The sequence below is a fragment of the Kitasatospora sp. NPDC022785 genome, assembly GCF_055561295.1.
In genome coordinates this window covers 698691-719589 of sequence record NZ_JBVHHB010000001.1, presented here as the reverse complement: position 1 = coordinate 719589, position 20899 = coordinate 698691, and the positions used below count along the sequence as shown (strand labels likewise).

The following is a 20899-nucleotide window of genomic DNA, read 5'->3' as shown; positions in this document are numbered from 1 at the left end:
CAGCACACGGTGGGGAGTGTGACATGTACCATGGCACACATCACATGACGGTGGGAAGCCCCCGGACACCGACCTTCTGACGCCGACCTTCCCCGCCGGACCACGGACAGCCGGATGCGGCACGCGCACACACGAAGGGGCCGCCGGTCGGACGACCGGCGGCCCCTCTCGAACGCCTTGGCCCCGCCGGGTGCGGACGGCTTCCGCCGCGAACCCGGGGGGCCCGAAGGTCACTTACGCAGCATCAGGATGACGCCGGCGGTCACCAGGCCGACCGCGACGGCGGCAACGCCGTACGCCAGGCGGTGGGCGCGCAGCACCGGCAGGAAGCGGTCGACGGCGTAGCGGCCGGGCCCGGTCAGGGCGAGCGCGGCGGCACCGGCGGTGAGCAGCAGCTCGTACTCGCTGCCCTTGGGGGCGAAGAAGCCGCCGCCCCAGGTGACGGCGAGTGCGTTGACCATGGTGCCGAGGATCGCGGCGGCGGCCAGCGGGGTCAGCAGGCCGGCGGCCAGGGCCAGGCCACCGAAGGTCTCGGTCAGGCCCGCGACCACGGCCATCGTGTCGCCGGCCGGGTAGCCGCTCATGGTGAAGAACTGACCGGTGCCGTCGATTCCGCCGCCGCCGAACCAGCCGAAGAGCTTCTGACTGCCGTGCGCGGCCATGGTCAGGCCGAGGGCGAGGCGCAGCAGGAGCAGGCCGGCGTCATAGGCGTGCGGGGAGGTCGTCGCGGGGGCGGGGGCCGCCCGGCCTGGGAGGACGGTGGTGGTGGGGGCGGTCGTGCTCGGGCTGGTGCTCGGCATGCGCGTCTCCATCAATCGGGGTCGGTCGGATCGAGGGGGTGGTACGGCGGCCGGGAGGTGGCAATGTCGTTCAAATTCGAACCGGCCGCTTCTCGACCGTACCCGGAAGTTCGAATTTGAACAAACATGCCCGCGGGCGGCGCCGCACGCGCGGCGGCGAGTCGCGGCGGGATGGAGGCGGGGGCAGGGTGGAGGCATGGCTCATCGCAGGGAACACCGGCGGACCGCACAGCCCGGCACGCCCTACGCCGAGGCGCTGGCCGCGTTCGGCGACCGCGTCCGGCTGGTCACGCCCGCCCAGTGGGACGCGCCGACGCCGTGCGCCGACTGGTCTGTCCGCGACCTGGTCAACCACCTCACCGGCGAGCAGCTCTGGGTGCCCGAGCTGCTCATGGGCTCGACGATCTCCGAGGTCGGGAGCCGCTTCGACGGCGACGTGCTCGGCTCCGACCCGGCCTCCGCCTGGACGGCCGCCGCCGACGCCGCCCGTGCGGCGTTCGAGGTGCCCGGCGCCACCGAGCTGACCGTCCACCTCTCCTTCGGCGACGTCACCGGCCAGTACTACCTGGACCAGCTCACCACCGACGCCGTCGTGCACACCTGGGACCTCGCCGAGGGGATCCGCCGCCGCACCCGGTTGCCGGCCGGACTGGTCGAGTTCGCGCTCGGCGAGGTCTCCGGCTACGGGGACCTCTCCGGCAGCGGGCTGTTCGACCCGCCCCTGCCGGTACCGGACGACGCGAGCCCGCAGACCCGGCTGCTCGCCCTCACCGGGCGCCGCGACCGGCTCTGACGAATCCGGCTCCGGGGGAGGCAGGGCACGGGGATGTGGGGCCCAGGGAGGCAGGGCACGCACGGGGACGTAGGGCCCAGGGAGACGGGGCACGGGGAGGGTGGGCCCCGAGGAGCCCGGATCCGGGGAGCACGGGACCAGGCAAAGCGCCTCTGACCTGCAGTGATCCCTCCCAACCGGCCGGTATGTGCATGCGACGCCGGATACTGGAGTTGTCGGGGGGCAGCACCGGACGAGAGGCGGGCGCACCATGAGCCGCAGGCCGGACATCCTCGGCGAGTTCACCGCCGACCATCGGGCGGTGACGGAGCTGCTCGCCCGGATCGACGAGGCACCACAGGGCGGGCCCGACCGCGCGGAGCTGCTCGGGCGCCTCACCGACCTGCTGTTCAGCCACTGCGCCGCCGAGGAGGAACACCTCTTCCCGGTCGTCCAGCACGACGTGCCGGACGGCGGGGCCCTGGTGTTCACGAGCATCCACGAGCACCTGGCGATCGGCCAGTACCTCTCCGACCTTCAGGGTGTCGGCCCCGGCGCCCCCGCCTTCGGGACGCTCTACGAGGGCCTGGCCGACCTCGTCCGGCGGCATCTGGCCACGGAGGAGGAGCAGCTCTTCCCCGCCGCACGGAAGGCCCTGCCGGCCGGCGCCCGCGCCGCGCTCGGCGACCGGCTGCGGGCCGAGCGGGAGGCGGTCGCCGAAGCCGGGCCGTAAGGCGTGTCCGGCGGTTCCCGCCAGGCGTGCGACGCGAATCGTCAGGCCCGCCCCACGGCGCTCCCGGCCTCAGCCCTTCGGGCTGATCACCGCGAAGCGGCCGCCCTCGCGGTCCTGGAGGCGCGCGACCCGCCCGTACGGCGAGTCGAAGGCCGGGCCGATCGCCGTACCACCCAGCTCCTCGGCCCGGGCGAGCGCCGCGTCGGTGTCCGCCACCGAGAACGACACCTCCCAGTGCGGCGGCATGCCCGCCGGGCCGCCCGACTGCTCCCTGGCCAGGGCCGCGACGCTGTGCCCCTCCGCCCGCAGCACCACCCGATCGTGCTCCCACCGCACCTCGAAGCGCTCGGGGTCACGACCGTCCCAGCGGAACACCGCGCCGTAGAAGAGCGCCGCGGCGAACGGGTCCGGCGTGCGCAGCTCGATCCAGACCGGCGCGCCCAGCAGGTCGAGCTTCCGGGCCCGGCCGAGCGGGCCCTCCCAGATGCCGAACACCGCGCCCGCCGGGTCGGCGGCGAACGCCACCCGCCCGGCGTCGAAGGCCAGCGGGCCCACCGCGAGGGTCGCGCCGCGCTCGCGGACGGAGTCGGCGGCGGCGTCCGCGCTCTCGGTGCCGAAGTAGGCCGTCCACGCCACCGGCATGGCCCAGCCGCCGCCCGCGACGCCCAGACCGGCCACCGCCTCGCCGCCCGCCACCGCGTGCACATAGGGGCCGAGGTGGTCCGGCCCGGGCTCGAACTCCCAGCCCAGCAGCGGCCCGTAGAACGCCTTCGCCGCGTCGAGATCGCGCGCCATCAGGCTCACCCAGCATGGAACGGCCGCCACACAGCGCACCCTGGCGGTCTCACCGCTGCCCATCGCGCACCTCCTCGACACCCGGCCGCCGGGCCCCTCCCGACTCCCGCGGCCGACCGGCCGCCCCGGGCGCCTTCAGCCTAGGCCGCCGACCCGACCCGGGCGAGGCACGGCGCGCAGGGGGAGGCGGCGGATGGCCGACGGTACGCCTCAGAGCTGCGGGGCCTCCCCGAAGCCGCCGTGGCCCGCGCCGGGCGCCGTCAGGGCGAGCCAGCCGTGGCCTCGGGCCGGGGTCCCGGGGGTGATCGCGGCGGGGTCGAGGGAGAGGTGGACGGCGGCCGCGCCGATGCTCTGGGTCTCGGAGGCGTTGGGCTCGGGGTAGGCGTCCTCGTAGTCCTCCTCCTCGAAGTCGGCCGCCGTGAGCACCTCCTCCCAGGGCAGCGGGTCGCCCGTCCACTCCGGGGCGCTGTAGCGCCAGTAGCCGCGCACCACGGTGCCGTGCTCGGCGGTGGCCCAGATCACCGAGTCGGCGAACGGGTCCTGGTAGTAGACCTGGGCCTTGCCGCAGGCCGCGCTGAGCCGCTCGATCACCTCGTGCGGCCACCAGGTGGTCTCCCGCAGCGGGGTCTCGGCGTAGATCAGGCGCCAGCCGGCGTACTCGGGCGTGACGAAGACCCGGTGCACCGCCTCCGGGGTGTACTTCTCGTCGCTCGACTGGGAGGTGAGCCCGTAGTGCACGGTGACGGGTATCCGGTCGTGCAGGCCGAGCACCTCGAACGCCGCCTCGTACGTCTCCCCGGGGACGGCCAGCCACCAGTGGTCGGGCAGCGCGCCGGGCCGTTCGTCGGCGAAGGCGCGGCGGGCCGTCTCCTCCAGGGCCGCGCGGTCCGCACCGGTGGTGTCCTCGGCGAGCAGGACGTCGACCAGGGCGGCGAGGGCCTCGGGGGCGGGCAGGTCGGTCACGGTGTTCATGGCCGCGACCTTAGGCCACCGGTCCGACATTCCGTCACCAGTACGGGTGAACCGGGCTCGAACCGGCCGTCCCGGCGGCTGGTGGGCGCGTCGGGCGACCGGACGGACCATCCGGTCTCCGGTCGACTTCGCTTTCCTGCGGGGGTGTCGAGCCGGGCGACCAGGTGCAGCCGGTCGTCGTCGGCGGTGTCGGCGGCCGGGGCGCCGTCGGCCCAGCACGGGTCGGTGCGCGGGCCGGGCCGGTCGTAGAGGGCGAGGACGGTGAAGCCGTTGGCGGCGAGCAGGTAGCGCAGCTCCTGCGGGAAGAGCAGCCGCCAGGCGGAGTGCTGCGTGACGGCCGGGGCGCCGTCGTCGCTGGTCCAGGTCCTGGTGCGGCACAGCAGTTGGGCCGCGTGGTCGATCCGCAGCGTGGTGCGGGAGGTGAAGGTGATGCCGTCGCGGGTGACGGTGTCGGTGCGCGGCGTGTCGAGGAGATCGGTGCGGCCGAGGAAGAAGGCGCCGTTGCGCATCTCGGCGACCAGCAGTCCGCCCGCGCGCAGGTGGCGGCGGAGCCGGCCGCACAGGGCGTCGAGGTCGTCGTTGGTGTGGCAGTAGAGCAGCGCGCTGTCCAGGCAGAGCGCGGCGTCGAAGCGGCCGGGTAGCCGGAAGGTCCGCATGTCGCCGACGTGGTACGCGGGCCCGGGGTGGCGGGCGCGGGCGTACTCGATCATCGCCTCGGAGCTGTCCAGGCCGGTGACGGTGCGGCCGGCGGTGCGGTGCAGCCATGCGGCGTCCCGGCCGGTACCACAGCCGAGGTCGAGCAGATCGGCCCCGGCGCCGTACGCGCGGAGCACCGACTCGGCCCACCGGGCGGCGGTGAACCCCGGGTCGGGGAAGCGCAGTTCGTAGAGCTCGGGGGTGTCGGTGAGCAGGTTGCGGCCGTTCATCGGGCCTCGCTGGGGAGTGGGCGGGCGGGGACGGGGCGGCCGCCGGGCGCGGGGCGCGCTCCCCCGACCGGCCCCGGCGTCGGCCCCGGCGTGAGCGTCGGCGTCGGCAGCACGCCGAGCCCGGCCCGGTCCGGTGTGCGGACGGTGCCGTCGGTGCCGCCGATGCCCTGCCAGGGGTCGTGGGCGAGCAGCAGGTGCCCGTCGAGGTCGATCCAGCGGGCCCGGTCGGCGAGGTGGACGGCCGGGGCGATGCCGAGCGAGCTGGCGGCGAGGCAGCCGAGCATCAGTTCGGTGCCGCTGCCGTGCAGGGCGGCCTGGATGCGCAGCACCTGGTGGACGCCGCCGCACTGGGCGAGCTTGAGGTTGACCCCGTGCACCCGCCCGGCGAGCCGGCAGACGTCCTCGTAGCCGACGGCGTCCTCGTCGGCGATCACCGGGATCGGGGAGCGTTCCGCGAGGGCGGCCAGGACGGCGGGGCGGCCCGGCGCGATCGGCTGTTCGACGGCCTCGACGCCGGCCGCGGCGAAGACCGGGAGCAGCCGGTGCGCCTGGTCCTCCGTCCAGGCGCCGTTGGGGTCGAGCAGCAGCCGGGCGCCGGGGGCGCTCTCGCGGACGGCCCGGACCCGGGCGAGGTCCTCGGCCGGGTCCGCCGCGCCCGCCTTGATCTTGAGCACGTCGAAGCCGGCCGCGGCGAGCCGGGACGCCTGGACGGCGGCGCGCGCGGGCGGCTCGATGCCGATGGTGCGGGCGGTGGCGGCGGCCACCGGGGCAAGCCGGCCGAGGAGTTGGTGGACGGGCGCACCGGCCCGTTTGCCGACCAGGTCGAGCAGGGCGGCCTCGACCGCGGCCAGCACCCCGGCCGGCAGGCCCTTGAACGCGGCGGCGCCGCGCTGGAGTTCGACCAGGGCGGTCTCCGGGTCCGGGTGACGTTCGAGGTCCGGCCGGAGTCCGTCGGCCTCGCGGCGGATCAGGTCGGCGGGAAGCCGCAGGTAGGCGCTGCTGACGGCCTCGCCGTGGCCGGTCAGGCCGCCGTGGCGCACGGCGAACCGGACGGCGTCGCGCTCGGCGGTCACTGAGCGGGAGATCCGCAGCGGCTCGGCGAGCCGGAGCCGGACGGTGCGGACGTCGAGCCTCATCGGTACTCCTCGGGGCGGCTCCGGCGGTCAGTCCGGTCAGGTTCGGCCCGGCGGCCGGTCCGGTCAGGTTCGGCCCGGCGTTCCGCCGGGTCGGTGCGGCCCGGCCGGGCGGTGCGGCAGCGGGCCCAGCCGGAGACCTCGACGGCCGCCGGGTGCGGGATCTCGGTCGGCCGCAGCGCGGCGCGCTCCGGCTCCAGGCCGTGCCGGTGACAGAAGGCGTCGTCGTAGACGGTGCCCAGGTAGCGGTGCGGACCGTCGGGGAAGACGGTGGCGACGGTGGCGCCCGGGTGGACGCGGGCGGCCCAGGCGGCGACCAGGGCGACCGCGCCGGTGCTCCAGCCGCCGCTGACGAAGGCGCCGCGGGCCAGCCGCCGGCAGGTGTCGACCGCCTCGGCCGGGCCGACCCAGTGGATCTCGTCGAAGGCCTGGTGGGCGACGTTGCGCGGGTGGATGGAGCTGCCGAGGCCGCGCATCAGCCGGGGGCGGGCCGGCTGGCCGAAGATGGCGGAGCCGACCGAGTCGACGCCGATGATCCGCAGCGCCGGCCAGCGGCGCCGGAGCGGTTCGGCCAGACCGGCACTGTGGCCGCCGGTTCCGACGCTGCACACCAGGACGTCCAGGTGGTCGAGTTCGCCGGCCATCTCCTGGGCCATCGCCCGGTAGCCGGCCGCATTGTCGGGGTTGTTGTACTGGTCCGGCCAGTAGGCGTCGGGGAGTTGGTCCAGGACGGCCCGCACCCGGGCGAGCCGGGCTGCCTGCCAGCCGCCGCGCCGGGCGGGCCGGTCGACCAGTTCCAACCGGGCGCCGTACGAGCGGAGCAACTGCCGCATGGACGGTTCGAGTTCGGCGTCACCGACCAGGACGACCGGGTGTCCGAGGGCCTGTCCGGCGAAGGCCAGGCCGATGCCGAGGGTGCCCGACGTGGACTCCACCACCGTTGCACCGGGCCGGAGTTCGCCGCGCGCGTGGGCGCCGCGGAGCATGGCGACGGCGGATCGGGCCTTCATGCCGCCCGCGGCGAGGCCCTCCAGCTTGGCCCAGAAGCCGGGGTGCGGGTCCGGCAGCGGCGTGCTGATCCGGGCCAGCGGGGTGCGGCCGAGCAGCGGCAGCAGGTCGGGATTGCCGACGGCGGCCGAGGCGAGCAGCGCGGTCACCCGGCACCGCCTCCCGCCGCCCCGCCCTCGCGGTGCGACCCTCCCCCGCGGAGGCCTTCCCCGCGCGGCCCTCCCCCGCGCGGCTCCCGCCCGCCCGGGCCTCCCCGGGGCCGGTCTCCCCCGTACAGATGGAGGACGGTGGGGCCGCCGTCGAGCCAGAAGAAGGGGTACGGCTCGGCGCTGACGGCACTCACGCCGTGGCCGAGCAGGCGCGGGAGGACGGCGCTGCCGGTCTGGGCGAACAGCACCAGCGGTTTGCCGGTGGCGCGGGCGTGGGTGAGCAGCGGGTCGAGCGTGCCGTTGCCGAGGGTCATACCGGAGGCGAGGATCGCGTCGCAGTCGTCCAGCCGGGCGCGGGCGTCGGCCTCCACCGGCTCGCCCCACTCGGTGGCGCCGCCCTTGAGGTCGCACGGAACGTACTCGACTCCGCTCGAACGGAGCTGCTCCAGCAGGGAGTTGACCACACCGACGACCAGGACCCGGCGCACGGCGGCGAGCGGGAGTAGCCCGGCGACGGCGCGCGCACGGGCGCGGGACTTCTCCAGCGACCCGCCGCCCGGGACGGTCACCGGCCGGGCGCCGTGGGCCGGGGTGTGCGGGCGGCAGTGCATCAGGTAGGCGTCGAGGGCGGCGACCCGGACGGGGGTGAGCGGGTGGCCGAGCAACTCGTCGACGGTGGCGCCGACGGAGTCGGCGAGCGCGTCCGCGGGCAGTTCGCCGGGTTCGACGGCGCAGGAACCGACAGCGGCGCCGAGGCGCAGGCCGAGCACCTCGTTGCGGTAGCCCTGGGCTCGGCCGGCGTGCCGGACGGCCTGGGTGGTCATGAAGGCGAGGGCGATCCGCTGCCCGGCCGGGTCGGGCCCGTACGCACCGGCGCGGGCCCGTTCGGCGATCAGCTCCAACGCGCCACCGGGGGCGACGGCCGGAGCATTCCCCGGGGCGGCGGCGAGGGCAGGGGCGACGGCGAGGGCGTTCCCAAGGGCGGCGGTGAGGGCAGGGGCGGCGGCCGGGGCACCCGCGCCACCGGGGGCGACGGCGGTCACGCGGGGACCGCCGCCGCACCGGCGGGACGGCCCGCAGCGGGGCCCGCGTCGCCGGCGTACCGGGGCACCAGCGCGGCGAGCAGTCGCTCGGCGTCGCCCCGTGCCCCGGCGCCGGCGGTGTCGGCGGTCATCACGTGTCCCAGGTACTCGTTGTTGCTGGTGGCGGGCCGCACGTCACGGCCGGGCCCGGCGAGGGTCAGCTCGACCACGGCCGGGTCGCGCCGGACGGCCGCCTCGCCGTCGAAACCGTCCAACTGCCCGGACGCCCCCTCCCCGGGGACCAGGAAGGCGATCGCGGCACTGGCGACCCCGGTGGGGTGGACGGTCAGGTCGGGCCGGCGGCCGAGGGCGACGTCCACGCAGGCGGCGGCGAGGTCGACGCCGGTGACCCGCCGGACCAGCTCGGTGATCCGGTTGCCGGCCGGCCGCGGGTTGACCTCCACCACCCGGGGCCCGGCCGGGGTGAGCTTGATCTCGGTGTGCGCGACGACCTGGTCCAGGCCGAGCGCGGCCAGCGCGGCAACGGCGGTGTCGGCGGCGGCCGTTGCGGCGGCCCGGTCGAGCGCGGCGGGGTACATGTGGCCGGTCTCGATGAAGGCCGGGGCCCCTCCGACGCTCTTGTCGGTGACCCCGACGACGTGCACCGCACCATCGGCGGAGACGGTCTCGACGCTGACCTCGGGCCCGGCCAGCAGCTCCTCCAGCAGCACCACGGGCACCCGGCGCTGCCCCCGCGCATTCACCGGGAACGCGGCCAACGCCCGGAGCGCGGCGCGCAGTTCGTGCTCGTCGGCGACCTCCCGGACGAGCATCCCGGCACAGAGGTCGACCGGCTTGACCACCAGCGGGAAGCCGATCACCCGGGCGGCGGCGAGCGCCTGCGCGCGGTCGGCGCAGAGCGCGTACGCGGGCCCGGGGACACCGGCCGCGGCGAGTGCGCGCCGGGTGAGATCCTTGCGGCAGGCGGCGGTGACGGCCTCCGGGGCCGGGCCGGGCAGCCCGAGCCGGTGGGCGACCCGCGCGACCAGCGGCAGGTAGTAGTCGCAGGAGGAGAGCACCCCGTCGAAGCCGAGCAGCTCGTGCAGCCGCCCGGCGTACGGGAGGAGGACGGCCGGGTCGTTGGTGTCGGCGGTCAGGATGTTCTCGGCGGCGAGCAGGGGATGCGGGGCGGCGGCGGGGGCGGCTCGCAGGTAGTGGTGCAGGTCGCGGGTGAGGAAGGTGAAGCGGTGACCGCCCTCCCCCAACGCCCGGGGCAGCAGCCCGCTCATGGAGCCGACCCAGCTCTCGATCACCAGCAGGTGCGCCACAGGTCTCCCTCTCGACGGCGGCAGGCCGGTCCGACGTGCCGAGGGAGAAGGTAACGGCATTAGTTTTCATTTTCAACACGCTCGCGGGCGACACCCGCCGAAGCGTCAGATGAAAGTCGTTTCCATGTAGGCTCGCAGGCACCCAGCCCCTCCCGACCCGCGGAGCTCTTCTGATGGATCGTCAAAATGCCTACCAGATCAGGCATGCCATCCCCGGCGACGTAACGGGCGCGCGCCGGCTGATCCTGGACACCTTCTACCGCGAGTTCGGCTACGGCTACGTCCCCGACTGGCATGCGGACGTGGTCGACCTCCAGGGCCACTACCTCGACCACCCCCGGCACGCCCTGCTGGTCGCCTCCCACCACGGCGAGGTGGTCGCCACCACCGCGCTGCACTCGACCGGGCCCGCCCACCCGCCGCACCCCCGCGAACTGGTCGAGCGCTACCCCTCCGGCAGCACCGCGCAGCTGGTCCGGGTGTACGTCCGGGCCGAGCACCGACGGCACGGACTGGCCCGCGAACTTGTGCGCCTTGCCTGCGAGTTCGCCGCCACCGAGGGCGGCTACGAGCGGCTCTACCTGCACACCAACACCGCGGTCGCGGGCGCCGAGGCGTTCTGGCGCAGCCTCGCCGAGGAGGTCCACGACGCCCGCCCGAGCGGTGAACACGGCCCGGGCGTCGCCACCGTGCACTTCGAGATCCCACTGCGCCGCCCGGTCGTGGTCTGAACGGCGCGCGGCGTCCCCCGGGAGGGTGAACCGCCGGGTACCGCCTACCACGGGGTGCGGGGCTACGCCAGGCTGGTGGTCACCCGAGGGGAAGGGTCCCACCAGCGATGACCACCCGCACGCCGGCTCTGCCCGGCGTCTTCACCGGCCTGCCCGCAGGCCTCGGCCACTCGGCGCAGCGTGCGATCGCCGCCCTGGCCCGCCCGCACGCGGCCACAGACCAGCAACCACGCCCACCCGTCTTCGCCATGCCCTACCAGGTCCGCATGAACCCGCACCTGGCAGCGGCCCGCGAGCGCGCGGCCGAATGGGCCGAACGGACCGGTCTGGCCGGGCCGGGCGGCGTCTGGGGCCGGGAGCACTTCGATCTCCTCGAACTGGCACTGTTCACCGCGCTCACCCAACCGGACCTGCCCCGCGAGGAGTTGCTGCTGGTCGGCGACTGGAACGTCTGGGCCTTCGCGGTCGACGACCACTTCCTCCGGTACAAGGCGGCCGCCGACGAGCCGGGCGCGCAGCGCTTCGTGACGCGTCTCGCCACCTGCATGCCACTGGGCTCCGCCGCCGCCCCGGCCCCACAGCACCCGGTGGAGGCCGCACTCGCCGACGTCTGGACCCGCTCCGCGCCCGCGCTCCCCGCCGGGCTCCGCCGCCGGCTGCGGGACGCCGCACTGGACTTCGCCGCCGCCAACCTCTGGGAGCTGGCCAACAATCTGCGCGGACGCATCCCCGACCCGGTCGAGTACCTCCAGATGCGCCGCCGCACCGCCGGCACCCCGCTCTCCACCGTGCTGCCGCTGCACGCCTCGGGGCAGGACCTGCCGCCGCAGCTGCTCGGACACCCGACCGTGTCGGCCCTGATCGACGCCTTCGCCGACAACGTGGACCTGCGCAACGACCTCTACTCCCACCGCAAGGAGACGGAGCTGGAGGGCGAGTTGAACAACGCCGTCCCGGTGTTCCAGCGCTTCCTGCGCTGCCCGCTTCAGACCGCCGTCGACACCGTGGGCGATCTGATGAACGCCCGGCTGGACTGCTTCGACCGGCTCATCCGCGAGGAACTCCCCAAGCTGGCCGACGAGTTCGACCAAGACGGATACCGGGTGGTGGCAGCCTTCGCCGACGGCCTGAAGGACTGGCTGGCGGGCGACCACGCCTGGTATCCGCGGACCGGCCGGTACACCGCCGGCCTCGGCTGAACCGCTGCCCGGCAGGGCCCGGCCGCCCGCCCACCGTGCACCCCGCCCGCAGGGTGAGCCCGGCCCGCGACGCGGCACCGGCCCGTCACGCGCAGCCGGCCCGTCACTCACGCCCGGCTCACCCTGCGGACCGGACCGCCTCGCGGGCCAGCGCGAGGGTGGTCTGCATCGCCCGCAGGTAGCCGGACCGCATCCGCTCGGCGGCGGCGTCCTCGTCCGGCCCGCCGCCGAGCTCCAGCTCACCGCGGAAGGTGAGCACGAGGCCGTTCTCGTCCTCCTCGATGTCGTTGTGGATCACCCAGGCGGCCCTCTCGTCGTCGCGGAAGAAACTGACCCCGGTCCTCGGCCGGAAGACGACCTCCTCACGGACACGCTCGCCGTGGAAGACCACCTCGCGGACCAGCCCGTTCCCGGTGCGCTCGAGCACGGTGCACTCGTCCATGGCGGCGACGAACGGCACCGCGTTCTCGGCCTTGCGCTCCAGCGCCGCCCAGACGTCGTCCCGGGTGAGGCGCAGCCGCTCGGCCGGCTCGTTGACGCGAACGCTCTGGCTGACGACTCGCATGACTGTCTCCCCTTCGGTCCATCCCGGCCGCATTGATTGCGCGGCCAAGTAAATGCTTGCTCGGCCAAGTAAACGCCTCGATCACGCTGGCCGCAAGGGCCTTCAAAAAGGCGTACGGGGATACCGGGGCAGCCGCTTGCGCGTACAATCACCGCGTGCGCGCTCACCAGAACCAGCCCCTCGCCGATGCCGGCGGTACCAGCCAGGCCATCGCCCGGGTCTCCCGACTGCACCGGGCCACCGCCGAGCGGCTGCTGCGCCCGCACGGGCTGCACGCCGGACAGGAGCTGCTGATGATGCTGCTCTGGGACGGCGGACCGCAGCCCCAGGCCGCACTGATCGAGCAGCTGGAGATCGACGCCTCCACCGTCACGCGCATGGTGCAGCGCCTGGAGCAGGCCGGCTTCGTCCGCCGCCGGCGCAGCGAGAGCGACCGGAGGGCCGTGCTGGTCGAGGCGACGGCGGCGGCCCGCGCGCTGCGCGACCAGGTCGCGGAGACCTGGCGGGAGCTGGAGCAGATCACCCTGGCCGGACTGGACGAGACCGAGCAGTCCGAGCTGGCCCGACTCCTGGGGCGACTGGAGGAGAACCTCGATCGACCCGCCGCCGAGATGTGACGCAGGTCACACCCGAGGCTGAAATTTCCGGGGACTGAATCCCCGTTTGCTCCTACGTAGGCCTAAGTGGGGAAAACATCCCCGGTATGTTGGGAGGAGCACGCAGTGAGCAGCACCGCCGCCGTCACGCCGGTCCGCACCGCGGAGCCCGTCCGTACGCCCAAGCTGCGTGCGGACGCGACCCGCAACCGTGAGCGGATCGTCATGGCGGCACGTGACGCCTTCGTCGAGCACGGTGCGGACGCGCCGCTGGACGAGATCGCGAAGCGGGCGGGCGTCGGCAACGCGACGCTGTACCGGAACTTCCCGGACCGCACCGCACTGATCCGCGAGGTGGCGCTGCTCGTCAAGAACCGCATCCTGACCCTCGCCGAGACGGCGTCGGCGGAGAGCGACGGCCCGTTCGACGCCCTCCAGCGGTTCGTGCACGCGACGGTCGCGGAGAAGGTCGGTGCCCTGTGCCCGATCCTCACCAACCGGATCGACCCGAACGACCCGGACCTGACCGACGCCCGTCTGCGGCTGACGGCCACCGTGGGCGACCTGATGGAACGCGCCCGGCAGGCCGGCGAGCTGCGGCCGGACGTCGACCACGGTGACCTGTTCATCGCGATGAGCCAGCTCACCCGCCCGCTGCCGGACACCTCCTGCCAGCTCCTGGAGGAGTTCGTCCACCGGCACCTGCAGCTGTTCCTGGACGGCATGCGGGCACCGGCCCGATCGACCCTGCCCGGCCGGGCAGCGACCTTCGAGGACTTCCACACGGACCACTGACCCACGGCCGCACCGGCGGCCGGCACCGAGCACCAGCACCAGCACCGACGACCGCCCGGACCGCCCGCGCCGATCCGCCGTGATCCCGCGCCGCCGCGCGCCGGCCGTGCCGGCGCGCGGCGATCCGCGACCCCGGCCGCCGAAGACCATTCGCACACCGACCGCCCCTGATCCGCACACCACGCACCGCGAAGTGAGTACCCCCATGCCAAAAACCGATGCCCTGCCCTCCACGCAGCCCGATCCGAGGCGCTGGAAGGCACTGATCTTCATCGGGCTCGCCCAGCTGATGGTCGTCCTCGACGCCACCATCGTGAACATCGCCCTGCCGTCGGCCCAGAAGGACCTCGGCATCACCGACGGCAACCGCCAGTGGGTGATCACCGCCTACGCGCTGGCCTTCGGTGGCCTGCTGCTGTTCGGCGGCCGGATCGCTGACCTGTGGGGACGCAAGCGCACCTTCGTGGTCGGCCTGACCGGCTTCGCGCTCGCCTCCGCGCTGGGCGGCGCCGCCGCCAACACCGCCATGCTGCTCGGCGCCCGTGCCCTCCAGGGCGTGTTCGGCGCACTGCTCGCGCCTGCCGCGCTCTCGCTGCTGGCCGTGACGTTCACCGAGGCCAAGGAGCGCGCCAAGGCGTTCGGCATCTACGGCGCCATCGCCGGTGGTGGCGGCGCGATCGGCCTGATACTCGGCGGCCTGCTGACCGAGTACATGAACTGGCGCTGGACCTTCTTCGTCAACATCCCGTTCGCCGTCGCCGCGGCGGTCGGTGCGGTGATGGTGATCCGTGAGCCCGCCGGGGGCCGCAACCGCAACCGGCTGGACATCCCCGGCGTGGTGCTGGTCACCCTCGGTCTGGTCTCGCTGGTCTACGGCTTCACCCGCGCCGAGTCGGACGGCTGGTCCTCCGGTGTGACGATCGGCCTGTTCGTCGCCGCCGCGCTCCTGCTGGCCGCGTTCGTCATGGTCGAGCGGAAGGTCAAGGCGCCGCTGCTGCCGCTGCGGGTCGTCCTGGACCGCAACCGTGGCGGTGTCTACCTGTCGCTGGGCCTGGCCGTGATCGGCATGTTCGGTCTCTTCCTGTTCCTGACCTACTACCTGCAGATCGTGCTCGGCTACAGCCCGGTCCTGACCGGCGTCGCGTTCCTGCCGATGGTGGCGGGCATGATCACCGGCTCGACCCAGATCGGCGCCCGGCTGATGACGAGGGTCCCCGCGCGCTTCCTGATGGCGCCCGGCTTCCTCGTCGCCTCGATCGGCATGCTGCTGCTCACCCAGATCGGCCTGGACACCTCGTACCCGGCGCTGATCCTGCCCGGCCTGATCCTGATGGGCCTCGGCATGGGCACCGCCTTCATGCCGGCGATGAGCCTGGCCACGCACGGCGTCCAGCCGCGCGACGCGGGCGTGGCGTCCGCCATGGTCAACACCTCTCAGCAGGTCGGCGGCGCCATCGGCACCGCGCTGCTCAACACCATCGCCGCCAGCGCCACCGCCACCTGGCTGGCCGCCCACGCGGGCGCCGCGACCACCCCGGCCGCGGCCAAGGCGGTGCAGTTCCAGGGCATGGTGCAGGGCTTCTCCACCGCGATCTGGTGGTCCTTCGGGATCCTGGTGACGGCCGCCGCGATCGCCTTCGTCCTGATCAACGCCGGCCGCCCCGGCGACGCCACGGCCGCCTCCGGCTCGGGCGCGGGCGCGGCGGAGAGCAACGACGTGCCGGTGCTGGTGCACTGACACCTCGGGGGCGACTCGGCCGACGCGGCCGACGCGGGTGCGAAGCGGCCCGTCCGGTGTTCCGACACCGGGCGGGCCGCTCGCCGTTTCACCCGTGTCGCTCACCGGGGGCGCACACCCCGCCCGCGCCCGCCGAAGTCCGCCGACGTACGCCGGCCCACCGCAACACGAGCGGCCGCAGCCCCTCGAACTGTCGGCCCCGGTGGACGAGAATGGAGTCGCCCACCCGGCCGATGCGCTCAGGTCCGCACCCGTGTCAGGACGGCAGGCACACGGAACGACTGGCCCACGGAACAGCAGGCACGCGGAACGACAGGCACGCGGAACGACAGGCGACACCGGCCCTGCCCTACCCGGAACGAGGGAGGACATCGTGCACGACCGCACCGACCTGCTCGCCGACAGCAGATACCTCCTGCTCACCACCTTCGGCGCGGACGGCAGCCGGTTGTGCTCGCCGATCTGGGTGGTCGCCGACGGTACGGCGCTCGGCATCTGGACGCCCGCCCACTCCGGCGAGGCCGAACGCATCCGGCGCCACCCGAAGGTGCTGGTCGGCCCCTGCGACGCCCACGGGCGCCCCACCGGACGCCAGCTCCCGGCCCACGCGGTCGTCTGTGACGAGGACGCCACCGCGCGCTACCGCACCTCGCTGATCAACAAGTACGGCATGGTGGCGCTGATCGCGCTGGCCCGCAGCCGCCTCCGGCTCGGGCTGGCCGGGACGGTCGGCATCCGGATCACGCTCAACGAGCTGGAGCAGCGGCTGATCGGGCCGGAGTGGCAGCTGCCGACGACGTACTGCCCGAACTGAGGCGCGCAGGGGTGGCCGCGCCGACTCGCGCGCGTGGGCGGGCAGACGCCGGGGCAGACGGGCTGACGGGCTGACGGGCTGACGGGCAGACGGGCGCAGCCACGTACGCGCCGGCGCTCCGGCCGCCCCGCGTCCCGTCGGGTGCGCGGGGCGGCCGTCCGGTGTCAGGTCCCGTTCTCCGGCGCCTTCGCGAGGTCGCCGGGCTCGCAGGCCTCCCGGCCGGTGCCGACGTGCACCACCTTCACCGCCCGCCCGGGGCCACCCGGCACCACCTGCTGCTCGTGTCCGCAGCGCGGGCAGATCAGCGGGATGCGTGGCCTCCGGGGTTCCGGGGCAGCGGGGCCGGTGGACGCGGCAGGGCCGGCGGACGCACCGCGCCCGGCGTCGCGGTCCGGCGTCGTCACGTCAGCGGGTGGGTCGGGACCGGGCTGACCTCCTGGATCTCGCCGTGGGCCTTGGTGAGCAGTTGCGAGGCGAGGTCGTTGAGCGCGCGGGCGGCCGCGATCTCCTCGCCGACCCGCAGCTGTTCCGGGTCCGACGGGTGACGGCTGGTGTAGCCGTGCGCCCGCAGCTCCGAGCCGTCGCCCAGCCGCAGCAGGGCAGCGGCTGCCGTCCGCGGCCCCTCCTCGCGGAACTCCATCTCGATGTGCCAACCGACAAGAGTCTGCATGGCGGATCACCTCCAGCGGTTACTCCTCCAGGGTGCGCCGCACCCAGCGTGAACACCAGACGAGGGCGGCGGGGAGGCACCCCGGGGGGGCGACTTGAACGCGTTCAACATCGCGGCGTAGAGTCACCGGCGCAAAGTTTGAACGCGTTCAGGATGGTTCAGGCGAACATGAGAGAAGGGGTGCGGCCGCCATGGGCACAGGCACCACCGAACTGGTCGACCTCCTGGTCCTGCTCGGCATGGGCGCCGTCATCCCGCTCGGCCTCGCCCTGATGGACGAGCCCGGCCTCGCCCGCGTCCGCCGGCTCTGGCCGCTGGCCGCCGTCCCCGGCGCCCTCGCGCTCTGGCTGCCGCGTGGCGGCCTCGCCACCGGCTGCGCCGTCCTCTACGCCCTCGGCACCCTCGCCGTCGCCGCCCACGCGCCGCTCCGGCTCGCCCGCACCCGCTCGCTCGCACCCGCCGAGATCGCCGTGCTGACCGCGCTCGCCACCCCGTCGGTGGCCGGGCTCGCCCTGGTCGCCGAACGCTCGGGGCACCGGCTGTTCGGCTTCGACCTCGACATCCTGGCCCTCACCGTGCCGCACTTCCACTACGCCGGGTTCACCGCCGCCCTCGTCGCCGGACTGGTCTGCCGGGCCCGGTCGAGCAGCGCCGCGGCCCGGTTCGCCGCGCTCAGCGTGCCGCTCGGCACCCTGCTCGTCCTGGCCGGCTACTTCATCGACGACTGGGCCGAACTCCTCGGTGCCGTCGTGCTCACCACCGGGATGTGGCTGGTCGGCCTGCTCACCTGGCGCGACCTGCGCACCCGCACCCCCGAGCGGACCACCGCCGCACTGCTCGGCACCGCCTCCGCCGTCCTCGCCGCCACCATGGTGCTCGCCCTCTGGTGGGCACTCGGCGAGGCCTCCGGACTCCCCCACCCCACCCTCACCTGGATGGCCGCCACCCACGGCGTCGGCAACGCGCTCGGCTTCGCCCTCTGCTCGCTGCTCGCCTGGCGCCGGCTCGCTCCGCTGCCCCACCCGCTTCCCGTTCCGCTCCCGCTGTCGAAGGACGTCGCACGATGACCACCCCTGCGGCCACCGACCTCAACTACCCCGAGATCGGCGCCAGTACCACCCCCGGCCGCCCGCTCCCCGCCGGCTACAACCACCTGCGCCACCGCGCCCTGATCGGCCACGGCCGCACCGCCCTGGAAGCCGCCGGCACCGCCGTCCTCGGCTGGCGGATGCACCGCGCGGCCGGTGTCCGCATCACCACCGACGCCGGCCGGGCCGCACCCGGCGCCGCCGTGCTCTGCGCGATCGGCATCGGCCCGCTGCGTGCCGCCGCCCCCTGCCGGGTCATCTGGACCGCCGACGGCCCCGACCGCTACGGCTTCGCCTACGGCACCCGGCGCGGCCACCTCGCCGTCGGCGAGGAGACCTTCCTGGTCGAGATGGGCCCCGACAAGGCCGTCTGGTTCACCGTCAACGCCTTCAGCCGCCCCCGCAGCTGGTACGCCCACCTCGCAGGCCCCCTCCTCCCCCTCGGCCAGCGCCTCTTCGCCCACCTCTGCGCCCGGGCCCTGACCCGCATCGCGGCAGCCGCGGCGGCGGCGCCCCGGTGAGAGCACCCGGCCCGGGCGGCCGGGCATGATCTGCGGGTGACCCGCTTCCTGACCCACCGCCGGCTCGTCCACGACGGCGGGCTGCCGGTGCACCGGCGGCAGGGCGCGTTGCTGGACGGCGCGGCGCTCGCCGGGTGCCCCGCCTGCGGGGACGAGCGGCCGGCGGCGCTGCGGTCCACCGTGCACGGGTTCGTCGAGGCGTGCCGGGCCTGCGCACGGGTGCTGCGGCCGTGTCCGTGCGGGCGGCGGCACCGCCTCGACCCGGTGGCAGGGGCCGGCTGGGCCGGCGTCCGGCGCCGCGACCACATGACCGACGCCGGCAGCCCGAACCCGCACTGGCCCGGCCCCGCGGCGGCCCAGAGCCTGCTCGGCCGCCGCGCGGACGGACGACTCAGGCGGTGCGAACCGGGACGGTGACCAGCAGGGTGGCGCCGTCGAGGGTGCGGATCTCGAAGTGGTCGATGTCGGCGGGCTGGAACCCGGTACCACCGCTGGTCCGCAGGGCGGCCGGGGCGGCGCCCGTGGTGCCGTAGCCGGCGGCGGGGACGCTCCAGGTGGTGACGGTCTGACGGTCGCCGGCGTGCGAGACGGCGACCAGGTCGCAGCTCAACGGTCCTTGGACGTGCGAGAGTTCGAGGCTGATCTGGCTCCCCCAGGTCTTGGAGTCGACGCCGACGGTGGCCCGGGCACCGGTGGCCGGGTCGGTGGCGGAGAACTGCTGGGTGGCGACGGCGACGACACCCGGCGAGTTGTCCGCGGTGACCACCACGGCCGTAACGGCGGGGCCGGCCACGACCATGACCGCCGCCGCGGCGACCAGCACCAGCCGGCGGACCCTGCCCCGGCGACGGACGGCCGTGACCTCGGCGACCAGCCGGTCCAGCAGCAGCGGGTCCGGCCGGGGGGCGGGGTCGGCCGGGTCCAGCCCGGCGGCCTCGGCGGAGGCCGCGTACTCGGCCAGCAGCGGTTCCATGAAGCCGAGTTCGCCCACCTGATCGGCGCACTGAGGGCAGTCGGCGAGGTGCTCCTCGAAGGCGGCGCGCTCGGCCGGTTCGAGCAGGCCGAGGACGTACGCGCCGACGTCCACGTGGTCGCCACCCGGGACGTGGTCGCGCTCGGGGCCGGTCGGCCCGAACGGGCCGGCGGGACCGGACGGACTGGTAGGACTGGTAGGACTGGTGGGACTGGTGGGTCCGAACGGGCCTGTGGGGTCAGCGGGGCCGGCAGGACCGGGCTTGGACGGTGTCACGATGTCACTCCCCGTTCCTCCAGCGCGAGCTTGAGCGAGCGCAGCGCGTAGAACACCCGCGACCGTACGGTACCGGCCGGGACGCCGAGTTCGGCGGCCGCCTCGTTGACCGTACGGCCCATGAGGTAGGTCGCCACGATGACCTGGCGGTGTGCCTCCGACAGGTCCCCGAGCGCCTCGGAGATCGTCATCAGCCTCAGCGCGCGGTCGAGTTCGTCCTCGGCGGGCAGCAGCTCCAGCGGCGCCGCGTCCACCTCGCGCGGGCGGGCCAGGCTGCTGCGGTGACCGTCGATGACGATCCGCCGCGCCACCGTCACGAGCCAGGGCCGCAGCGAGCCGGCCTCCGGGTCGAGGCGGTGGATGTTGCGCCAGGCCCGGACCAGCGTCTCCTGGACGACGTCCTCGGCCCGCTGGCGGTCGCCCGCGACCAGGTGGAGCACGAAGCCGAACAGCGGCCCCGCGTGCTCCTGGTACAGGGCACGCATGAGGTCCTCGTCCGGTGCGCCGGTGCCGCGTGCGGCCGCACCGCCGCCCGGGTGCTCCTCGGTCACGACGCCATCTTCGCGCACCCGCACCTCCGGGTCGAGAGTTCCACGTCCGGTCCGGACTGTCATCGATACCGATCCCGATGCCGCTCAGTAGCCGCCGTAGCCGCTACCGGGGGTACTGGGCATCGTCCCGCCGGAGGGCGCGCCGGCGCCCGCCTTGGCGCCGGTCGGGGTCAGGGCGAACCAGGTACCGCCGACGCCCTGGCCCTTGGTGTCGCCGGGCTTCGTGTCGGGCGCGTAGCGGTAGGCCGGCCAGCCGTTCAGGGTGATCTGCTTGCTGCCGTCGGCGCGGGTGACGGTGCCGACCAGCTTGCTGTCGATGCCCTTGACGGTGACCGCGCCGTTGGCCGGCGCGGGCGGCCAGGTCGAGGCGCAGTTGCCGTTGCAGTTGGACATCGGCGGGTTGGCCGTGTCCTTGTCGAAGCGGTAGAGGGTGAAACCGGCGCCGTCGGTGACGACGGTGCCGAGTTTGGGGTCGGTGGCGGTCTGCAGGGTGGCGGCGCCGGCCGGTGCACTCGAGCCGGAGGGGTTGGAGCCGGCCGGGTTGCTCGGCATCGCGGGTGCGGTGGCCGTGGAGCCGGAGCCGGACGACGTCGAGGAGCCGCCGCCGGACGACCCGCAGCCGGCGACCAGGGCGGCCGCGGCGATTCCGGACGCGGCGAGCACGGCGATCCGGCTGGTACGACTGTTGCTGTGCATGGTGTTCTCCCCCGGTGGACACGCACGGGCGCCTCTGCCGGCGCGCCG

The 20899-nt window shown here is 74.6% G+C and carries 25 protein-coding genes; 11 read left to right on the top strand and 14 right to left on the bottom strand.

Going from position 1 to position 20899, the window contains the following annotated elements:
* Positions 1 to 230: 230 nt before the first annotated feature.
* Entirely contained in the window at positions 231 to 800 is a 570-nt protein-coding gene (locus ACZ3YO_RS03215) for a DoxX family membrane protein (protein ID WP_465564094.1), read from the bottom strand.
* Between the two features lie 196 nt (positions 801 to 996).
* Between ACZ3YO_RS03215 and ACZ3YO_RS03210 the strand changes: the two genes are divergently transcribed.
* Both ACZ3YO_RS03210 and ACZ3YO_RS03205 read left to right on the top strand, forming a co-directional pair.
* Complete coding sequence (locus ACZ3YO_RS03210) at positions 997 to 1593, top strand: TIGR03086 family metal-binding protein (protein ID WP_465564091.1); 597 nt, start codon at positions 997 to 999, stop codon at positions 1591 to 1593.
* A gap of 250 nt (positions 1594 to 1843) precedes the next feature.
* On the top strand, positions 1844 to 2305 hold the full coding sequence (locus ACZ3YO_RS03205; RefSeq protein WP_465564088.1) for a hemerythrin domain-containing protein: 462 nt from the start codon (positions 1844 to 1846) through the stop codon (positions 2303 to 2305).
* A 69-nt stretch (positions 2306 to 2374) separates the two neighbouring features.
* Here the strand turns inward: ACZ3YO_RS03205 and ACZ3YO_RS03200 are convergent, their stop codons facing one another.
* The 7 genes from ACZ3YO_RS03200 to ACZ3YO_RS03170 all read right to left on the bottom strand — a co-directional run bounded on the left by ACZ3YO_RS03200 (position 2375) and on the right by ACZ3YO_RS03170 (position 9638).
* Entirely contained in the window at positions 2375 to 3163 is a 789-nt protein-coding gene (locus ACZ3YO_RS03200) for a VOC family protein (protein ID WP_465564085.1), read from the bottom strand.
* Positions 3164 to 3310: 147 nt separating this feature from the next.
* Positions 3311 to 4072, bottom strand: a complete 762-nt coding sequence (locus ACZ3YO_RS03195; protein ID WP_465564082.1) for a hypothetical protein — start codon at positions 4070 to 4072, stop codon at positions 3311 to 3313.
* Positions 4069 to 4998, bottom strand: a complete 930-nt coding sequence (locus ACZ3YO_RS03190; protein ID WP_465564079.1) for a class I SAM-dependent methyltransferase — start codon at positions 4996 to 4998, stop codon at positions 4069 to 4071. Before ACZ3YO_RS03190 ends, ACZ3YO_RS03195 begins: the two co-directional genes overlap by 4 nt.
* Positions 4995 to 6134 (bottom strand): dipeptide epimerase, encoded by a 1140-nt coding sequence (locus ACZ3YO_RS03185; RefSeq protein ID WP_465564076.1) that lies wholly within the window; start codon positions 6132 to 6134, stop codon positions 4995 to 4997. The genes ACZ3YO_RS03190 and ACZ3YO_RS03185 overlap by 4 nt, the downstream gene beginning before the upstream one ends.
* The gene (locus ACZ3YO_RS03180) at positions 6131 to 7288 is read right to left on the bottom strand and encodes a PLP-dependent cysteine synthase family protein (protein WP_465564073.1); all 1158 of its coding nucleotides are present in this window, start codon (positions 7286 to 7288) and stop codon (positions 6131 to 6133) included. The genes ACZ3YO_RS03185 and ACZ3YO_RS03180 overlap by 4 nt, the downstream gene beginning before the upstream one ends.
* Complete coding sequence (locus tag ACZ3YO_RS03175; RefSeq protein WP_465564184.1) at positions 7285 to 8190, bottom strand: Rossmann-like domain-containing protein; 906 nt, start codon at positions 8188 to 8190, stop codon at positions 7285 to 7287. The genes ACZ3YO_RS03180 and ACZ3YO_RS03175 overlap by 4 nt, the downstream gene beginning before the upstream one ends.
* A 137-nt stretch (positions 8191 to 8327) precedes the next feature.
* Complete coding sequence (locus ACZ3YO_RS03170) at positions 8328 to 9638, bottom strand: ATP-grasp domain-containing protein (RefSeq protein ID WP_465564071.1); 1311 nt, start codon at positions 9636 to 9638, stop codon at positions 8328 to 8330.
* A 173-nt stretch (positions 9639 to 9811) separates the two neighbouring features.
* Here ACZ3YO_RS03170 and ACZ3YO_RS03165 point away from each other — a divergent pair, with 173 nt between their 5' ends.
* A complete protein-coding gene (locus tag ACZ3YO_RS03165) occupies positions 9812 to 10369 on the top strand; it encodes a GNAT family N-acetyltransferase (RefSeq protein WP_465564068.1) in 558 nt (185 codons plus the stop codon).
* Between the two features lie 107 nt (positions 10370 to 10476).
* Positions 10477 to 11568 (top strand): terpene synthase family protein, encoded by a 1092-nt coding sequence (locus ACZ3YO_RS03160; RefSeq protein WP_465564065.1) that lies wholly within the window; start codon positions 10477 to 10479, stop codon positions 11566 to 11568.
* Between the two features lie 118 nt (positions 11569 to 11686).
* Here ACZ3YO_RS03160 and ACZ3YO_RS03155 read toward each other — a convergent pair whose 3' ends face one another.
* Positions 11687 to 12133 (bottom strand): SRPBCC family protein, encoded by a 447-nt coding sequence (locus tag ACZ3YO_RS03155; protein WP_465564062.1) that lies wholly within the window; start codon positions 12131 to 12133, stop codon positions 11687 to 11689.
* A 155-nt stretch (positions 12134 to 12288) separates the two neighbouring features.
* On the opposite strand from ACZ3YO_RS03155, the gene ACZ3YO_RS03150 reads away from it, so the two are divergent.
* The 4 genes from ACZ3YO_RS03150 (at position 12289) to ACZ3YO_RS03135 (ending at position 16076) form a co-directional block, all read left to right on the top strand.
* A complete protein-coding gene (locus ACZ3YO_RS03150; protein WP_465564059.1) occupies positions 12289 to 12750 on the top strand; it encodes a MarR family winged helix-turn-helix transcriptional regulator in 462 nt (153 codons plus the stop codon).
* A gap of 105 nt (positions 12751 to 12855) precedes the next feature.
* Positions 12856 to 13524, top strand: coding sequence for a TetR/AcrR family transcriptional regulator (locus ACZ3YO_RS03145; protein ID WP_465553855.1), 669 nt, complete (start codon positions 12856 to 12858; stop codon positions 13522 to 13524).
* 205 nt (positions 13525 to 13729) lie between these two features.
* The gene (locus ACZ3YO_RS03140; protein ID WP_465553853.1) at positions 13730 to 15262 is read left to right on the top strand and encodes an MFS transporter; all 1533 of its coding nucleotides are present in this window, start codon (positions 13730 to 13732) and stop codon (positions 15260 to 15262) included.
* 373 nt (positions 15263 to 15635) lie between these two features.
* Positions 15636 to 16076, top strand: coding sequence for a PPOX class F420-dependent oxidoreductase (locus tag ACZ3YO_RS03135; protein WP_465553851.1), 441 nt, complete (start codon positions 15636 to 15638; stop codon positions 16074 to 16076).
* Between the two features lie 164 nt (positions 16077 to 16240).
* Here the strand turns inward: ACZ3YO_RS03135 and ACZ3YO_RS03130 are convergent, their stop codons facing one another.
* Both ACZ3YO_RS03130 and ACZ3YO_RS03125 read right to left on the bottom strand, forming a co-directional pair.
* Positions 16241 to 16480: a hypothetical protein gene (locus ACZ3YO_RS03130; RefSeq protein ID WP_465564054.1), complete on the bottom strand. Its 240-nt coding sequence runs from the start codon at positions 16478 to 16480 to the stop codon at positions 16241 to 16243.
* On the bottom strand, positions 16477 to 16746 hold the full coding sequence (locus ACZ3YO_RS03125) for a DUF1876 domain-containing protein (protein WP_396319056.1): 270 nt from the start codon (positions 16744 to 16746) through the stop codon (positions 16477 to 16479). The genes ACZ3YO_RS03130 and ACZ3YO_RS03125 overlap by 4 nt, the downstream gene beginning before the upstream one ends.
* Before the next feature lie 191 nt (positions 16747 to 16937).
* Here ACZ3YO_RS03125 and ACZ3YO_RS03120 point away from each other — a divergent pair, with 191 nt between their 5' ends.
* The 3 genes from ACZ3YO_RS03120 to ACZ3YO_RS03110 are packed head-to-tail and all read left to right on the top strand — an operon-like array spanning position 16938 to position 18772.
* Positions 16938 to 17813 carry a YndJ family protein gene (locus ACZ3YO_RS03120; RefSeq protein WP_465564051.1) on the top strand — a complete coding sequence of 292 codons (876 nt, stop codon included), beginning with the start codon at positions 16938 to 16940 and terminating at the stop codon, positions 17811 to 17813.
* Complete coding sequence (locus ACZ3YO_RS03115; protein ID WP_465564048.1) at positions 17810 to 18355, top strand: DUF1990 family protein; 546 nt, start codon at positions 17810 to 17812, stop codon at positions 18353 to 18355. Before ACZ3YO_RS03120 ends, ACZ3YO_RS03115 begins: the two co-directional genes overlap by 4 nt.
* 36 nt (positions 18356 to 18391) lie before the next feature.
* Positions 18392 to 18772: a hypothetical protein gene (locus tag ACZ3YO_RS03110; protein ID WP_465564045.1), complete on the top strand. Its 381-nt coding sequence runs from the start codon at positions 18392 to 18394 to the stop codon at positions 18770 to 18772.
* Here ACZ3YO_RS03110 and ACZ3YO_RS03105 read toward each other — a convergent pair.
* The 3 genes from ACZ3YO_RS03105 to ACZ3YO_RS03095 all read right to left on the bottom strand — a co-directional run bounded on the left by ACZ3YO_RS03105 (position 18747) and on the right by ACZ3YO_RS03095 (position 20851).
* Positions 18747 to 19442, bottom strand: a complete 696-nt coding sequence (locus tag ACZ3YO_RS03105) for an anti-sigma factor family protein (RefSeq protein ID WP_465564042.1) — start codon at positions 19440 to 19442, stop codon at positions 18747 to 18749. The genes ACZ3YO_RS03110 and ACZ3YO_RS03105 overlap by 26 nt on opposite strands.
* 158 nt (positions 19443 to 19600) lie before the next feature.
* The gene (locus ACZ3YO_RS03100) at positions 19601 to 20218 is read right to left on the bottom strand and encodes a sigma-70 family RNA polymerase sigma factor (RefSeq protein ID WP_405359381.1); all 618 of its coding nucleotides are present in this window, start codon (positions 20216 to 20218) and stop codon (positions 19601 to 19603) included.
* A 21-nt stretch (positions 20219 to 20239) separates the two neighbouring features.
* Positions 20240 to 20851 carry a hypothetical protein gene (locus tag ACZ3YO_RS03095; protein WP_465564040.1) on the bottom strand — a complete coding sequence of 204 codons (612 nt, stop codon included), beginning with the start codon at positions 20849 to 20851 and terminating at the stop codon, positions 20240 to 20242.
* Positions 20852 to 20899: the final 48 nt, after the last annotated feature.

Bases quoted from the DNA above. Each gene is read 5' to 3' on its own strand.
- ACZ3YO_RS03215 (WP_465564094.1), bottom strand. From the start codon at position 800: ATGCCGAGCACCAGCCCGAGCACGACCGCCCCCACCACCACCGTCCTC.
- ACZ3YO_RS03210 (WP_465564091.1), top strand. From the start codon at position 997: ATGGCTCATCGCAGGGAACACCGGCGGACCGCACAGCCCGGCACGCCC.
- ACZ3YO_RS03205 (WP_465564088.1), top strand. From the start codon at position 1,844: ATGAGCCGCAGGCCGGACATCCTCGGCGAGTTCACCGCCGACCATCGG.
- ACZ3YO_RS03200 (WP_465564085.1), bottom strand. From the start codon at position 3,163: ATGGGCAGCGGTGAGACCGCCAGGGTGCGCTGTGTGGCGGCCGTTCCA.
- ACZ3YO_RS03195 (WP_465564082.1), bottom strand. From the start codon at position 4,072: ATGAACACCGTGACCGACCTGCCCGCCCCCGAGGCCCTCGCCGCCCTG.
- ACZ3YO_RS03190 (WP_465564079.1), bottom strand. From the start codon at position 4,998: ATGAACGGCCGCAACCTGCTCACCGACACCCCCGAGCTCTACGAACTG.
- ACZ3YO_RS03185 (WP_465564076.1), bottom strand. From the start codon at position 6,134: ATGAGGCTCGACGTCCGCACCGTCCGGCTCCGGCTCGCCGAGCCGCTG.
- ACZ3YO_RS03165 (WP_465564068.1), top strand. From the start codon at position 9,812: ATGGATCGTCAAAATGCCTACCAGATCAGGCATGCCATCCCCGGCGAC.
- ACZ3YO_RS03160 (WP_465564065.1), top strand. From the start codon at position 10,477: ATGACCACCCGCACGCCGGCTCTGCCCGGCGTCTTCACCGGCCTGCCC.
- ACZ3YO_RS03155 (WP_465564062.1), bottom strand. From the start codon at position 12,133: ATGCGAGTCGTCAGCCAGAGCGTTCGCGTCAACGAGCCGGCCGAGCGG.
- ACZ3YO_RS03140 (WP_465553853.1), top strand. From the start codon at position 13,730: ATGCCAAAAACCGATGCCCTGCCCTCCACGCAGCCCGATCCGAGGCGC.
- ACZ3YO_RS03125 (WP_396319056.1), bottom strand. From the start codon at position 16,746: ATGCAGACTCTTGTCGGTTGGCACATCGAGATGGAGTTCCGCGAGGAG.
- ACZ3YO_RS03120 (WP_465564051.1), top strand. From the start codon at position 16,938: ATGGGCACAGGCACCACCGAACTGGTCGACCTCCTGGTCCTGCTCGGC.
- ACZ3YO_RS03115 (WP_465564048.1), top strand. From the start codon at position 17,810: ATGACCACCCCTGCGGCCACCGACCTCAACTACCCCGAGATCGGCGCC.
- ACZ3YO_RS03100 (WP_405359381.1), bottom strand. From the start codon at position 20,218: ATGACAGTCCGGACCGGACGTGGAACTCTCGACCCGGAGGTGCGGGTG.
- ACZ3YO_RS03095 (WP_465564040.1), bottom strand. From the start codon at position 20,851: ATGCACAGCAACAGTCGTACCAGCCGGATCGCCGTGCTCGCCGCGTCC.